Here is a 15114-nt window from a genome sequence, read left to right on the forward strand (position 1 = left end):
GAGCGTCGTTTTTTATGTCCCGTGATGCCCGTTTTGAGGAACAGGCCCAGGCCCTGGGCTACAGCTTTGATGGCGAAATCAAGATCGGCGGCAATTACGTGCCACTGGTGCGCGACGGCCACCACATTTACCTGAGCGGGCAGATCCCGCGCGTGGGCGACACGGTGGTGGTCACCGGCGCGGCCGGTGCCGGGGCCTCGCTGGCCGATGCGCAAAAGGCCGCCAAGGTGTGTGTGATGCGGGCACTCGCCCTGCTGCAGCGTGCGCTGGGTTCGCTTGACGCCGTGCAGTCCATCCTGCGCATCACCGTGTATGTGCAGTCGGCGCCCGGCTTCACGCAGCAAAGCGAGGTGGCCGATGGCGCATCGCACATTCTGTTCACCGTGCTGGGTGACGCCGGGGCGCACACGCGCACGTCGGTGGGCGTGCTGCAACTGCCCAAGAACGCCACGGTGGAAGTGGACCTGATCGCCACCACCACCACCGTGGTGTCACATCCCGCCACGTGAAGGCGTGCCGCACATGGACGCGCCGACGCATCCCCGTTTCAACGTCTTTGGCCGCATCGTCGAAGTGCGCCGCGAGGGCGCGCTGTGGCAGGCCTACCGTGTCGGGGCCGATGGCAAGCGGACACCCGCGGGCTTCGTGATCCCCGACTTTGTCGAAGAGCAGGAGCTGGCGCAGTTCCTCGAAGACCTGTTCCACGAAAGTGCTTCGCCCCACAACGGCGACGTGCACCGCATCGGGTAAGAACAGGTTCTAAGCCCCCGGGCGCCACGTCACACCGCTGTCAAACCCCCGCCAGACACTCGGTCCCTTGTTTATCCCGGGACTGTTCATGTCTGAACGCACTCTGAGCCATTCGACTTCTTCTCCTGCGCGGCTCTCACGCCGCGTGGCCACCATGGGCCTGGTGGCGCTGGTGGCCTCGCTGGCCGCATGCGGCAGTGGCAGCGACAACACCAACGCGGGCGCCACGGCCACGCTGGCCGTGCTGGAAACCACCGACCTGCACTTCAACGTGCGCAGCTACGACTACTTCAAGCTGGCCGAGGACAAGAGCTACGGCTTCGAGCGCACCGCCACACTGGTGCGTGCGGCGCGCAAGGAGTTTGCCAACACCCTGCTGGTGGACAACGGCGACACCATCCAGGGCACGGCGCTGGCCGACTACGAGGCCACCATCAGCCCCATCCCCTGCACGCAGCAGCTGTCGATGTACAAGGCCATGGGCGCGCTGGGCTTTGATGCCGGCACGCTGGGCAACCACGAGTTCAACTACGGCCTGCCGTTCTTGAACCAGGTGCTGGGTGGCGGCCTGGAGGTGGACGGCGTGGACGCGAGCAAGAAATGCGCGGGCGCGGGCTTTCCGATGGTGTTGGCCAACGTGATCAGCAACAAGACGAAGAAGCCGCTGGTGCAGCCCTACACGGTGCTGGAGCGCACCCTGGTGGCCAAGGGCGCGGACGGCAAGGAAGTGAAGCTGCCCATCAAGGTGGGCGTGATCGGCTTCACCACGCCCGGCATCATGAACTGGGACAAGCGCTACCTGGAAGGCAAGGTGAGCACCGAGGGCGCAGTGGAAGCCGCCACCAAGTACGTGCCCGAACTGCGCGCCAAGGGCGCTGACATCGTGGTGGCGCTGCTGCACGGCGGGCTCGATGGCGCGGCGTATTCGCCCACCATGGAGAACCCCGGCCTGCATCTTTCGAAGGTGGCGGGCATCGACGCCATGGTGATGGGCCACCAGCACGGCGTGTTCCCCGACACGGCGGCCACGCCCGGCTTCAACCTGCCCGGCGTGGACCACAAGGCGGGCACCGTGAACGGTGTGCCGACCGTCATGGCCAGCTCCTGGGGCAAGGCGCTGGGTGTGGTGCAGCTGGCGCTGCAGTGGGATGGCGCGAAGTGGACGGTCAACAAGTCGGCCAGCAAGAGCGAGCTGCGCAACATCCAGAGCAAGAACGCCGCGGGTGCGAACGTGTATGTGGATGCAGACCCAGCGGTGGCACCGCTGATCGAGCCACAGCACCAGGCCGCCATCCAGTACGTGAAGACGCCCATCGGCCAGACCGACTTCCGCATGAGTACGCTGTTCGCGGACGTGGGCGACCCGGGCGCGATCCAGATCGTGAACCAGGCGCAGCAGGCTTATGTGGCGGCGTACATCAAGGCCAGTCTGCCGCAGTATGCGCAGCTGCCCGTGCTGTCGGTGAGCGCGCCGTTCAAGAGCGGCTTTCAGGGCGGCGCCGACTACACCGACGTGGCCGTGGGCCCGCTGGCCATCAACAACGCGGCCGACCTGTACCTGTACCCCAACACGGTGTATGCGGTGAAGGTGAACGGCGGTGATATCAAGAACTGGCTCGAAGCCGCCGCCAAGCGCTTCAACCAGATCGACCCGGCCAAGACCACCGAACAGCAGCTCATCAGCACGTTCCCGGGCTACAACTTCGACATGTTCACCACGGCCGACGTGCAGTACGAGATCGACGTGACGCAGCCCGTGGGAAGCCGCATCAAGAACCTGGCCTACCTGGGCAAGCCCATCGATGTGGCGCAGGAGTTTGTGATTGCCACCAACAACTACCGCGCCACCAGCGGCAAGAGCTTCATCGACAAGCTCGATGGCTCCGGCACCATCTGGGCCTCGCCCGATGCGAACCGCGACGTGGTCATCGACTACATCCGCAAGAACCCGGCGGTGACCCGCGTCGCGAACGGCGCGGCCAAGAGCTGGCGTTTCGCCAAGGCCAGCGTGGCGGGGCCGGTGGTGTTCAGCTCGGGCGCCAATGCGCTGACCGTGGCGCAGGCCGCAGGGCTGGCGAACGTGACGCTGCTGGCGGCCGATGACGGGTCGGGCAAGGGCACGTCGAAGTACGCCGTGGACCTGTCCAAGTAGGCAGTGCCTGCAGAGAGCATCGCAGCCCCAGGCGGGAATGCGATGCTTCTCTTTTGATAGCTGCTGGCGCTTGTTGGACGGACGCTGGTGGCTATTTTTTAAACCGCCATCTCAATCCCCCACCCGTCCCAACGCTCTGAGCACATTCTCCGCAGTCGCCGGAGCCGTCAACACCACCGGCGCCGCTGCATCCACCCCGGTACGCCCAGCCGCCACCGCATTGCGCAACGCCTCGTACACACTGATCGCCAGCATGAACGGCGGCTCGCCCACCGCCTTGCTGCCACCCACGTTGTCCTCGCGGTTGGCTTCGGGCCACAGGTCCACCTTGAAGTGCGCCGGGATGTCGCCCGTCGCCGGAATCTTGTACGTGCTGGGCGCGTGGGTGGCCAGGTAGCCCTTGTCGTTCCACACCAGCTGCTCGGTGGTGAGCCAGCCCATGCCCTGCACAAACCCGCCCTCGATCTGGCCGATGTCGATGGCCGGGTTGATGCTGTGGCCCACGTCGTGCAGGATGTCCACCTTCAGCACGCGGCTCTCGCCGGTGAGGGTGTCGATGGCCACCTCGGTGCAGGCTGCGCCGTAGCTGAAGTAATAGAACGGGCGACCGGTGAGCGTGGCCTTGTCGTAGTGGATCTTGGGCGTGCGATAAAAGCCGTCGCTCCACAGCTGGATGCGGTTGGCGTACGCCTCCTTGACCACGGCGTCGAAGCTGCGCACGGCCTTTGGCGAGATCACCTGGCCACCCGAGAACCGGATAGCACCTGCACCGCAGCCGTCCAGGCCGCACACGAACGAGGCCAGGTTGTCGCGCACGTTGCGCGCGGCATATTGGGCGGCGCGTCCGTTCAGGTCGGTGCCGCTGCTGGCGGCGGTGGCGCTGGCGTTGGGCACCTTGCTGGTGTCGCTGGCCGTGACCAGCACGCGCGCGAGCGGCACGCCCAGCTCGTCGGCCACGATCTGCGCCACCTTGGTGTGCAGGCCCTGGCCCATTTCGGTGCCGCCGTGGTTCACCTGCACGCTGCCGTCGGTGTACACATGCACCAGCGCGCCCGCCTGGTTGAACAGCGTGGCCGTGAAGCTGATGCCGAACTTGACGGGTGTGATGGCGATGCCGCGCTTGATGATCGGGTTGTGCGCGTTCCAGGCCGCAATCTCGGCCTGGCGCTGGCGGTAGCCCGAGGTCTGCTCCAGCGTGGGCATCAGCTCGTGCAGGATGTTGTCTTCCACCGCCATCTGGTAGTGGGTGACGTTGCGGCCGCTGCTCGCGTCCTTGCCATACAGGTTGGCCAGGCGCACGTCCTGTGCGTCCAGGCCCAGCGCACGCGCGATGTCGCCCAGGATGGCCTCGATCACGATCACGCCCTGTGGGCCGCCAAAACCACGGAACGCGGTGTGGCTCTGGGTATTCGTCTTGCAGCGGTACGAGGCGATCTCGACATCGCTCAGGTAATAGGCGTTGTCGCTGTGGAACACCGCGCGGTCGGCCACGGGGCCCGACAGGTCGGCGCTGAAGCCGCAGTTGGCCGCCATGTGCAGTTTCAGGCCCGTGATGCGGCCGGTGTTGTCAAAGCCCACGTCGTATTCGTACGCAAACGGGTGGCGCTTGCCGGTGACCATGAAGTCCTCGTCCCGGTCCAGCCGCAGCTTGATGGGGCGGCCCAGCTTGTGGGCGGCCACGGCGGCCCACACGGCCAGGTGCCCGGCCTGCGTCTCCTTGCCGCCAAAGCCACCACCCATGCGGCGGCATTCCACGCGCACCGCGTGATTGTCGATGCCCAAGGCGTGCGAGACCCAGTGCTGCACCTCGCCCGGGTGCTGCGTGCTGGAGTAAACCCACCACTGCTTTTGCTCCAGCGGCATGGCGTAGGCAATCTGGCCTTCGAGGTAGAAATGCTCCTGCCCACCCACCTCGAACGCGCCGCTCAGGCGGTGGGCGGATTGCGCCAGGCCCGCCGCCGCGTCGCCCCGGCGCACAAACACGGGGGGCAGCACATAGCTTTGTGCCTTCAGCGAGTCCTGCACCGTCAGCACGGCAGGCAGGGGCGTGATGTCGAGCTTCACAGCGCGTACCGCGCGGCGCGCCTGCATCACAGAATCGGCCACCACCAGGCCGATCACCTGGCCCACAAACTGCACGCTGTCGATGGCAAACACCGGTTCGTCGTGCGCGAAGGCGGCCAGGATCTTGTCGCCGGGCACATCGCCCGCCAGCACCACGCCGCGCACGCCGGGCAGGGCCAGCGCGGCGGTGGCATCCACGCCGTTCAGGCGGCCATGCGCCACCGTGGAGAGGATGGGCGCCGCATACAGCGTGCCCTTCACCTCGGGCAGGTCGTCGATGTAGTGCGCGGCGCCTGCTACCTGGGCGCGGGCGCTTTCGTGGATGTGCGAATGGCCCATGGCGGCCCGGGTGGGTGAGGGCAGGGCCTGGGTGGGGATGTGTTCGGGGGCGTTCATACCGTGGCCTCCAGCGTCAAGGTGTCCAGGCTCACCGAGGGGTGGCCCTGGCTCTCCAGCCAGTAGCGTTGCAGCAGGCTACCCAGCACCTGGCGGCGGTAGGCACCGCTGGCGCGCATGTCCGAGATGGGGCTGAACTCGGCCTGCAAAACCGCAGCGGCGCGCTGCGCGGTGGCCTCGGTCCACGGTTGGCCTACCAACGCGGCCTCTGTCTGCCGCGCGCGGGCCGGGGTGGCAGCCACGCCGCCCGCGCCGATGCTGGCGCGCTGCACGGTGCCGTTGGCGATATCGAGGTTCAGCACCAGGCAGACGGCGGAGATGTCGTCGTCAAAGCGTTTCGAAATTTTGTACGCCCGAAGCTGCTCTTGCGCCGTGGGGCGGGGCACCACGATGCGTACCAGCAACTCATCCGCCGCCATCACGTTCTGCCGGTAGCCGGTGTAGAGGTCTTCCAGCGGCAGCTGGCGCTCGCCCCGGGCCTGGCTCGCCAGCACCACGTGGGCGCGCAGGGCGATCAAGAGCGGCATGGAGTCGCCAATCGGCGAGCCGTTGGCCACATTGCCGCCCAGCGTGCCCGAGTTGCGCACGGGCAGCCCCGCAAACCGCGTGGCAAAACGGTGCAGCTGCGGCCACTGTGCGGTGAGGGCTGCAAACGCGTCGGTCAGGCTCACGGCCGCGCCGATGTGGATGGCGTCAGCGTGCTGTGTCACCTGGCGCAGCTCGGCCGCGCGGGTCACGTCGATCACCTGGGTGTATTGCTTGTGTTGCTTGGTCACCCACAGCCCCACGTCGGTACAACCCGCCACGATTTGCGCGCCGGGGTGGGCGGCGCGTGCGGCCAGCAGGGTGGCCTGGCTGGTGGGGGCGATGTAAGACAAATTGGCTGCTTGCGCGCTCTGCTCATTTGCTAGCAGCTTCAATTTTTGTAGCACTTCGGTTTCATTGACCGCCATGCCGGGCAGCGCTGCCATCTGCTGGGCGGCGTCGAGGATGGGGCGGTAGCCGGTGCAGCGGCACAGGTTGCCCGAGAGTTCTTCCTGGGCCAGCTCGCGGGTGATGGGCTCGCCATGGCAGACGTGGTTCTGGTACATGCCGAAGAGGCTCATGACGAAGCCCGGTGTGCAAAAACCGCATTGGGAGCCGTGGCACTGGACCATCGCCTCCTGCGCGGGGTGGAGCGTGATCGTTTGTCGGGCAGCGGCGGCATCGCCCACGGGCTGAATCAGCGGGTCTTCCGCCAGGTCCTCCACGGTCCACAGCGCCATGCCATTCACCGAATGGGCCAGGCGGATGCAGCTGTTCACGGCGCTGTAGTGCAGCTGGCCATCGCGCTCTTCGCCCAGCACCACGGTGCAGGCGCCGCAGTCGCCTTCGCCGCAGCCCTCCTTGGTGCCGGTGCAGCCCAGGTCTTCGCGCAGCACCTCCAGCAGGGTGCGGTCGGGTGGTACATTGCCCAGCGCCACGGGCTGGCCTCGGCGCAGGAATTGCAAGGGTTGGGTGGTCATGACGGATGCCGCTTCTTCGATTGCTATCAATTCTTCAATTCATCAGAGGGTAGGGCGCCCTGAGGCCTTCAGCATAAGTACAAGCTTATGACATCAATGCACGCACTGCTATGAGAGACCACGCCCTTTTCGACAAGATAGACCTCCATCTCATAAGGGTCTTGCACACCGTGCTCACAGAACGCAGCGTATCGAGGGCCGCCGTCCGCCTGGGCATGCACCAGCCGGCGGTGTCGGCTGCGCTCAAACGGCTGCGCGACCTGTCGGGCGACCCGTTGTTGGTGCGTTCGGGCGCCAGCATGATGCCCACTGATGCCGCGCTGCGCATGGTGGAGCCCGCCGGTGCCATCCTGCGTGCGGCCGAGGCGCTGTTTTCGGATGCACGCGGGTTTGATCCACGCACCGCCACCCGCACTTTCCGCGTCGCCGCCAGCGACTACCTCGACCCGCTGTTCCTGCCCCAGCTCGTGTCCCGCATCAAGGTCGAGGCGCCCCTGTGCCCCATCGAGATCCTGCCGCTGTCGGCTGACGCGCACTACCACGCGCACCTGGCGCAGGGCGAGGTGGACGTGGTCATCGGCAACTGGCCCCAGCCGCCGGACGACCTGCACATGGGCCGCCTGTTTGGCGACGAGGTGGTGTGCCTGGTGGGCAAGGACCACCCCGCCGTGCGGCGCGGCTGGGACGTGGAGAGCTGGCTGGCGGCCGAGCACATCGCGCCCACCCCCACCCACCCCGGTGCACGCGGCGTGATCGACGTGCACCTGGACAGCCTGGGCATGCAGCGCCACATCACGGCGCGCTGCGCGCATTTCAGCCTGATCCCCAGCATCGTGGCATCCAGCTTGCTTGTGCTGACCACGGGCCGTCAGTATTGCGAGCGTTATGTGGAGCAGTTGCCGCTGGCCATCCTGCCGTGCCCGGTGCCGTTTCCCCGGCTCATGTATTACCAGCTCTGGCACGCGCGCACCCACCACTCGGCGGCGGCCGTGTGGCTGCGCGAATGTGTCAAGGCTGTCGCGTCTTCGCTACGAAAAGAATAGCTGCTTGGGTATGCTGAACAAGCGCAAGAAGGTGTTTTCGTTCTTATAACAAGTTGTAAAACTGAGAGACAATCCCCGCATGAGTTCACCTCCTATTCCCTCCGCCCCGGGGGCGTCGCCGCCGCCCCGGCTGCAGCTTGTGGGCATCACCAAGCGCTACCCGGCCGTGGTGGCCAACAGCGGTGTGTCGCTCACCGTGCTGCCGGGTGAAATCCATGCGGTGCTGGGCGAAAACGGCGCAGGCAAGTCCACGCTGATGAAGATCATCTACGGCTCGGTCAAGCCCGACGAAGGCAGCGTGTTCTTCAACGGCCAAGCCGTGCAGGTGCGCAACCCGCAAGAGGCGCGGGCGTTGGGCATTGCCATGGTGTTCCAGCACTTCAGCCTGTTCGACACCCTCACCGTGGCCGAGAACGTGTGGCTGGGCCTGGACAAGAGCCTGACTCTGGCCGAGGTGACCCAGCGCATCAGCGCCAAGGCCGCCGAATACGGCCTCGACATCGACCCCCTGCGCCCCGTGCACACGCTGAGCGTGGGCGAGATGCAGCGCGTGGAAATCATCCGCGCGCTGCTCACCAACCCCAAGGTGCTGATCCTGGACGAGCCCACCTCGGTGCTCACGCCCCAGGCGGTTGAAAAGCTGTTTGTGGTGCTGCGCAAGCTGGCCAGCGAGGGCTGCAGCATCCTCTACATCAGCCACAAGCTGCACGAAATCCGCGCGCTTTGCACCGCCTGCACCGTGCTGCGTGGCGGCAAGGTCACGGGCGTGTGCAACCCGGCCGAGGAGACCAATGCCTCCCTGTCGCGCCTGATGATCGGCGCCGAGCCGCCTGCGCTGGAACACCGCGCGGTGCAGACCGGCGCTACCGTGCTGCGTGTGCAAGGCCTGTCGCTGCCGCGTGCCGACCAGTTCGGTGTGGACTTGATCGACCTGCAGTTCGAGGTGAAGGCGGGCGAAGTGGTGGGCATTGCCGGTGTGTCAGGCAATGGGCAAAAAGAGTTGCTCTACACGCTGTCGGGCGAAGACCAGCGGGCCGAGCCCGCCAGCATCCAGGTGGTGGGGCAGAACGCGGGCCGCATGGGGCCGGGCCAGCGGCGCGCTTTAGGCCTGCACTTTGTGCCCGAGGAGCGCCTGGGCCGGGGCGCCGTGCCCACCATGGGCCTGGCGCACAACCTGTTGCTCACGCGCAAGAACGCGGTGTCGGGCAGCGGCTGGATCAAGGTGGGCGCGCTCGAAGCGCATGCCCGGGACATCATCCAGCGCTTCAATGTCAAGGCCGGTGGCCCGCATTCGGCAGCCAAGTCGCTGTCGGGCGGCAACCTGCAAAAGTTCATCGTGGGCCGCGAGATCGACGCCAACCCCAAGCTGCTCATCGTCTCGCAACCCACCTGGGGCGTGGATGTGGGCGCGGCGGCGCAAATACGGGGCTCCATCCTGGCGCTGCGCGACGCGGGCTGCGCGGTGCTGGTGGTCAGTGAGGAGCTGGACGAATTGTTTGAAATCTGCGACCGGCTGCATGTGGTGGCCAAGGGGCGCCTGTCGCCCTCAGTGCCCCGCGCCGATGCCACGGTGGAGCGCATTGGCGAATGGATGAGCGGCCTGTGGCATGCCGACGTGCAGGCCCATCTGGCGCAGCAACAGCAACAACAAGCCGGGGAGGTGCAGCATGCTTAAGCTGGAACCGCGCCCCCAGGCGTCGAAGCTCTGGACCTACGGCTCGCCGCTGCTGGCGCTGGCCTTCACGGTGCTGATTGGTGTGGCCCTGTTCATCGCACTGGGCAAAGACCCGGTGCGCGGGCTGCAGGTGTTCTTCTGGGAGCCGATCAAGACGCAGTACGCCATTGGCGAACTCATGGTCAAGGCCACGCCGCTGTTGCTCATTGCGCTGGGGCTGGCGGTGTGCTTCCGCTCCAACGTGTGGAACATCGGCGCCGAAGGCCAGTTTGTCATCGGCGCCGTGGTGGCGGGCGGCGTGGCGCTGCTGGCCGACAAGACAACGGGCCCCTGGATCGTGCCTGCCATCCTGCTTGCCGGGGTGCTGGGCGGCATGGCCTGGGCGGGGCTCACGGCGCTGCTGCGAGACAAGTTCAACGCCAATGAAATCCTGGTGAGCCTGATGCTGGTCTATGTGGCCACGCTGGTGCTGGGCTACCTGGTCTACGGCCCGTGGAAAGACCCCATGGGCTACAACTTCCCGCAGACCAAGACCTTCGAGAAGGTCACGCAGATCCCGCGCCTGATGCAGGGTTCGCGCATGTCCATCGGCCTGCTGCTGGCGCTGGCCGGGGCGGCCGCATTGTGGGTGTTCCTGTTCCGCACGCGGGCAGGGTTTGCTCAGCAGGTGGGCGGTTTGGCACCGGCGGCGGCGCGGTATGCGGGCTTTTCGTCGCGCCGTGCGCTGTGGACGGCGCTGCTCATTTCGGGCGGCGCTGCGGGCCTGGCAGGCGCGCTGGAAGTGGCGGGGCCGATTGGCCAGCTCACGCCCTATGTGCCCGCAGGCTACGGCTTCGCGGCCATCATCGTGGCCTTTGTGGGGCGGCTGCACCCGGTGGGCATGATCCTCTCGGCCATCCTCATGAGCATGTTCTATATCGGCGGCGAGCTGGCGCAGTCGCGCCTGGGTCTGCCCAAGTCGCTGACCGGCGTGTTCCAGGGGCTGCTGCTGTTCACGCTGCTGGCCTGTGACACATTGATTGCCTACCGCGTGCGCTGGGTAGGTACAAAGAAGGTGGTGGCCTGATGGAATCCTACGCACTCCTCATCGGCGCTACGCTCAGCGCGGGCACCGTGCTGGCCATCGCGGCCCTGGGCTTGCTCATCAACGAGAAGGCCGGCATCGTCAACCTGGGTGCTGAGGGCATGATGCTGTGCGCCGCCATCGCGGGGTTTGCCACCGTGGTGCACACGGGCAACACCTGGCTGGGCTTTGCTGCAGGCATGGCCGCTGGTGCCGTGCTGGCCGCCATCTTTGGTGTGCTGGTGATCTGGCTCAACACCAACCAGTACGCCACGGGGCTGGCGCTCAGTCTGTTCGGCGTGGGCTTCTCCGCGTTTGCGGGCATCAGCTACGTGCAGGCCAAGCTGCCCGAGCTGCCCAAGTACGCAATTCCCGTGCTGGGCGATGTGCCACTGCTCGGGCCCGCGCTGTTCCAGCAACACCCGCTGGTGTACCTCACCATGCTGCTGGTGGTGGGGTTGATCTGGTTCCTGTACCGCTCGCGCGCCGGACTGGTGCTGCGCTCGGTGGGCGAGTCGCCCGAGTCGGCCCACGCGCTGGGTTACCCGGTGCGCCGCATCCGCCTGGCCGCCGTGGTGGTGGGCGGCGCCTTGTGTGGGCTGGCCGGTGCCTACATCTCCACCGTCTACACCCCGCTGTGGGTCGAGGGTATGGTGGCCGGGCGCGGCTGGATTGCGCTGGCGCTCACCACCTTTGCCACCTGGCGCCCGGCACGGGTGTTGCTTGGGGCTTATCTGTTTGGTGGCGTGACCATGCTGCAGTTCCATTTGCAGGCCACGGGCGTGCAGGTGGCCAGCCAGTTGCTGAGCATGTTGCCGTATGTGGCCACCATCGTGGTGCTGGCGCTGATCTCGCGCAATCCGGCGTGGATCCGCATCAACATGCCGGCGTCGCTGGGCAAGCCGTTTTATCCGGGTTCCTGAAAGGGGTCGCCCGCATGAAAATCTGGTTACCTTGCGGTAGATCGCACCATAATCACCGTTTTCGTCCCTCAACCCTTGCAAGTTTTACTTCTTCGATAAGGAAACCGACATGACTGATCTGCAGAAACGCTCCATGCTCAAGGTGGCAGCGCTCTCCGCCGTGGCTGCTGCTGCCCTCGTGGGCTGCGGCAAGAAGGAAGAACCGGCACCGGCCCCCGCGCCTGCACCGGCACCCGTTGCGGAAGCACCGGCTCCCAAGCCCGAGCCACTGAAGATCGCGTTTGCCTATGTCGGCCCGGTGGGCGACGGCGGCTGGTCGTTTGCCCACGACAACGGTCGCAAGGCCATCGAGAAGGAATTCGGCGACAAGGTCGTGACGAGCTTTGTGGAAAGCGTGCCCGAGTCCGCTGACGCCGAGCGCGTGCTGCGCGACCTGGCCGGCCAGGGCAACAAGCTGATCTTCGGCACCACCTTTGGCTACATGGAATCCATGCTCAAGGTCGCTGAAGACAACAAGGGCATCAAGTTCGAGCATGCCACCGGCTACAAGACCGCCGAGAACATGCGCACCTACGACAGCCGCACCTACGAAGGTGCCTACATGGCCGGTGTGATCGCCGGTGCCATGACCAAGTCCAACACGCTGGGCGTGGTCGGCTCGGTGCCAATTCCTGAAGTGATCCGCAACATCAACAGCTTCACGCTGGGTGCGCAGTCGGTCAACCCCAAGATCAAGACCAAGGTGGTCTGGGTGAATGAATGGTTCAGCCCACCGAAGGAAACCGAAGCCGCCACCAGCCTGATCAACGGCGGTGCTGACGTGCTGTTCCAGAACACCGACTCGCCCGCCGTGCTGAAGACGGCGCAAGAAAAGGGCAAGCGCGCCTTCGGCTGGGATTCGGACATGACCGCCTACGGCCCCAAGGCCCACCTGGCATCGGCCATCATCAACTGGGGTCCGTACTACATCAAGGCCACCAAGGACGCGCTGGAAGGCCAGTGGGCTTCGGGCCAAAGCTGGTGGGGTGTGAAGGAAGGCGCGATCGATATCGTCTCCATCGCCGAAGACGTGCCTGCCGACACCAAGGCCAAGGTCGAGTCCATCAAAAAGGGCCTGGCTGACGGCAGCTTCGTGATCTGGAAGGGTCCTATCGTGGGCCAGGACGGCAAGGAAGTGCTGGCCAAAGACGCGGTGGCCGATGACAAGTTCCTCGGCGGCGTGAACTTCTACGTCAAGGGCGTGGAAGGCAAGATCCCTGGCGGCGAAAAGAAGTAAGCACTTCTGACCCGTCATCAGGCAGCCTCTTGGGGCTGCCCGTTCAAAAGGGCTGCCTTCCAGGGTGGCCCTTTTTCATTGTTGAGTGCTTTTTTTGGAGCAGGGACGATGGTCGAATCGACGTTGTGGCACCCCGTGGCACTGGCGGGTGATGTGGCGAACACCCCATTGGCCGTGCAGTTGCTGGACCAGCCGCTGGTGCTGTGGCGTGATGGCCTGGGTGGGGTGCAGGCCTTGGCCGATCGGTGTCCGCACCGGGGTGCGCGCTTGTCGCTGGGCCGGGTGACGGTGCAGGGGCGGCTGGAGTGCCCGTACCACGGCTGGCAGTTCGAGGGCTCGGGCCAGTGCACGCATGTGCCCGCACTGCCTGCGTTTGTGCCGCCCACCACGCACTGCGCCCGGCACCATGAGGCCTGCGAGGCCCATGGCCTGGTGTGGGTGCGCATTGCGCCGGGCAGTGCAGCGCCGCCCCCATTCGCCGCCGAAGAGGATGCGCGCTTGCGCAAGCTCAACTGCGGCCCTTACGACGTGGCCGCCAGTGCGCCACGCATCATCGAGAATTTCCTCGATATGTCGCACTTTGGTTTTGTGCATGAGGGCTGGCTGGGCAGTCGCGAAGCCACCGCCATCGACGACTACCGCGTGGAGCCCACAGCCACCGGCCTGCTGGCCACGGGCTGCAAGGCCTGGCAACCCCAGTCGAACCTGCATTCCACCGCAGCCGCACAGGTCGAATACACCTACGAAGTCACGGCCCCCTATGCCGCTGTGCTCACCAAGGTGCCCGAGGCGGGCACCACGGCGGTGGACGGCTGGCGTGAGTCCATCGCGCTGTTCATCTGCCCCATGACGCCGGTGCGCAGCCGGGTGTGGTTTCGCCTCGCAGTGGCCGATTTTGATTCGCCCGACGAGAAGCTGCAGGCTTTTCAGCACACCATCTTCACGCAGGACCAGCCCGTGCTGGAGTCGCAAATGCCACAGTGCCTGCCGCTCGATCTGCGGGCGGAGTTGCATACCGCCGCCGACAAGGCATCATCTGCCTACCGCCGCTTCTTGCGCCAGAGCGGCATCACCTTTGGAGTTTGCTGATGTTCAAAATCCCCCCCATCTCCGCCGAGCGCCTGCCCGGGCTGCTGCGCGCCATGCCCAAGGCCGAGCTGCACATCCACATCGAAGGTTCGCTGGAGCCCGAGCTGATCTTTGCCCTGGCGCAGCGCAATGAAATGACACTGCCTTATGCCAGCGTGGAGGCCCTGCGCAGTGCCTATGCGTTCACCAACCTGCAGAGTTTTCTCGACATCTACTACGCGGGCGCCAGCGTGCTGATTCATGAGCAGGACTTTTATGACATGGCGCGGGCGTATCTGGGCCGCGCGGCGCGCGACAACGTGCTGCATGCCGAACTCTTTTTTGACCCGCAGACCCACACCGCACGTGGCGTGGCCATGGAGACCGTGATCAATGGCCTGCACCGGGCCTGTGAAGATGCTCGCACCGAGCTGGGCATCAGCGCCACGCTGATCTTGTGTTTCCTGCGCCACCTGAGCGAGGAGTCCGCGTTTGAAACGCTGGAGCAGGCCATGCCGCTCATCGACAAGATCGTGGGCGTGGGGCTCGATTCCAGCGAACTGGGCCATCCGCCCGAGAAGTTTGCGCGTGTGTTCGCCCGCTGCCGCGAACTGGGCCTGCACCTGGTCGCCCATGCAGGCGAGGAGGGGCCGCCTGCCTACATCTGGAGTGCGCTGGATGTGCTCAAGGTCGAGCGCATCGACCATGGCGTGCAGGCCGTGCACGATGCCGCGCTGATGCAGCGCCTGGCGCACGAGCGCATTGCGCTCACGGTGTGCCCGCTGTCCAACCAGAAGCTGTGCGTGTTCCCCAACCTGGCCGACCACAACCTGGGCCAGCTGCTGGAAGCGGGGCTGGCCGCCACGGTCAACTCAGACGACCCGGCCTACTTTGGCGGCTACATCAACGAGAACTTCACCCAGGTTTTTGCCGCCACGGGCCTCACGGCCAAACATGCCTACCAGCTGGCGTTCAACAGCTTCGAGGCGAGTTTTGGGGGCAATGCCGACAAGCGGGTGTGGGAGCACAAGCTCAAGGAAACCTTTGAGCGGTGTGTGGAGCACGACTACTGAGGTTTGCGCATGGGGCTGCGGGCATCGGGGGGCTGTTTGGTATGCAGTCTCCCGCGCGGCAGGGGCGGGTAAACCCCAAATATAATAAGCATTCGTTCGACTTGCCTCCGGCTCCTGGGCCTAAGG

The 15114-nt window shown here is 65.7% G+C and carries 12 protein-coding genes; 10 read left to right on the top strand and 2 right to left on the bottom strand.

All coding sequences use genetic code 11. The annotated features are described in order from the left end of the window. Nucleotides 1-14 precede the first annotated feature (14 nt). The 3 genes from ACYZGB_RS14005 (at nt 15) to ACYZGB_RS14015 (ending at nt 2902) form a co-directional block, all read left to right on the top strand. On the top strand, nt 15-509 hold the full coding sequence (locus ACYZGB_RS14005) for a RidA family protein (RefSeq protein ID WP_462389047.1): 495 nt from the start codon (nt 15-17) through the stop codon (nt 507-509). A 13-nt stretch (nt 510-522) separates the two neighbouring features. Continuing rightward, on the top strand, nt 523-750 hold the full coding sequence (locus ACYZGB_RS14010) for a DUF7661 family protein (RefSeq protein WP_462389049.1): 228 nt from the start codon (nt 523-525) through the stop codon (nt 748-750). 88 nt (nt 751-838) lie between these two features. Next, nucleotides 839-2902, top strand: coding sequence for a bifunctional 2',3'-cyclic-nucleotide 2'-phosphodiesterase/3'-nucleotidase (locus tag ACYZGB_RS14015; RefSeq protein ID WP_462389051.1), 2064 nt, complete (start codon nt 839-841; stop codon nt 2900-2902). 111 nt (nt 2903-3013) lie between these two features. On the opposite strand, the gene xdhB is transcribed toward ACYZGB_RS14015, so the two are convergent. Together xdhB and xdhA are read right to left on the bottom strand one after the other, a co-directional pair. Next, nucleotides 3014-5362 carry a xanthine dehydrogenase molybdopterin binding subunit gene (xdhB, locus tag ACYZGB_RS14020; RefSeq protein WP_462389053.1) on the bottom strand — a complete coding sequence of 783 codons (2349 nt, stop codon included), beginning with the start codon at nt 5360-5362 and terminating at the stop codon, nt 3014-3016. Then, entirely contained in the window at nt 5359-6867 is a 1509-nt protein-coding gene (xdhA, locus tag ACYZGB_RS14025) for a xanthine dehydrogenase small subunit (RefSeq protein ID WP_462389054.1), read from the bottom strand. Before xdhA ends, xdhB begins: the two co-directional genes overlap by 4 nt. A 110-nt stretch (nt 6868-6977) precedes the next feature. Here xdhA and ACYZGB_RS14030 point away from each other — a divergent pair, with 110 nt between their 5' ends. The 7 genes from ACYZGB_RS14030 to ACYZGB_RS14060 all read left to right on the top strand — a co-directional run bounded on the left by ACYZGB_RS14030 (nt 6978) and on the right by ACYZGB_RS14060 (nt 14988). After that, entirely contained in the window at nt 6978-7910 is a 933-nt protein-coding gene (locus tag ACYZGB_RS14030; RefSeq protein WP_462389056.1) for a LysR family transcriptional regulator, read from the top strand. Between the two features lie 79 nt (nt 7911-7989). After that, entirely contained in the window at nt 7990-9585 is a 1596-nt protein-coding gene (locus tag ACYZGB_RS14035) for an ABC transporter ATP-binding protein (protein WP_462389057.1), read from the top strand. Beyond that, nucleotides 9578-10651: an ABC transporter permease gene (locus ACYZGB_RS14040; protein WP_462389058.1), complete on the top strand. Its 1074-nt coding sequence runs from the start codon at nt 9578-9580 to the stop codon at nt 10649-10651. The genes ACYZGB_RS14035 and ACYZGB_RS14040 overlap by 8 nt, the downstream gene beginning before the upstream one ends. Then, entirely contained in the window at nt 10651-11571 is a 921-nt protein-coding gene (locus ACYZGB_RS14045; RefSeq protein WP_124515745.1) for an ABC transporter permease, read from the top strand. The genes ACYZGB_RS14040 and ACYZGB_RS14045 overlap by 1 nt, the downstream gene beginning before the upstream one ends. Nucleotides 11572-11680: 109 nt before the next feature. Beyond that, on the top strand, nt 11681-12847 hold the full coding sequence (locus ACYZGB_RS14050) for a BMP family ABC transporter substrate-binding protein (RefSeq protein WP_063462501.1): 1167 nt from the start codon (nt 11681-11683) through the stop codon (nt 12845-12847). Nucleotides 12848-12955: 108 nt separating this feature from the next. After that, entirely contained in the window at nt 12956-13936 is a 981-nt protein-coding gene (locus tag ACYZGB_RS14055; RefSeq protein WP_462389060.1) for an aromatic ring-hydroxylating dioxygenase subunit alpha, read from the top strand. Further along, nucleotides 13936-14988, top strand: coding sequence for an adenosine deaminase (locus tag ACYZGB_RS14060; RefSeq protein ID WP_462389062.1), 1053 nt, complete (start codon nt 13936-13938; stop codon nt 14986-14988). Before ACYZGB_RS14055 ends, ACYZGB_RS14060 begins: the two co-directional genes overlap by 1 nt. Nucleotides 14989-15114: the final 126 nt, after the last annotated feature.

Source organism: Acidovorax sp. Q11, assembly GCF_054950075.1.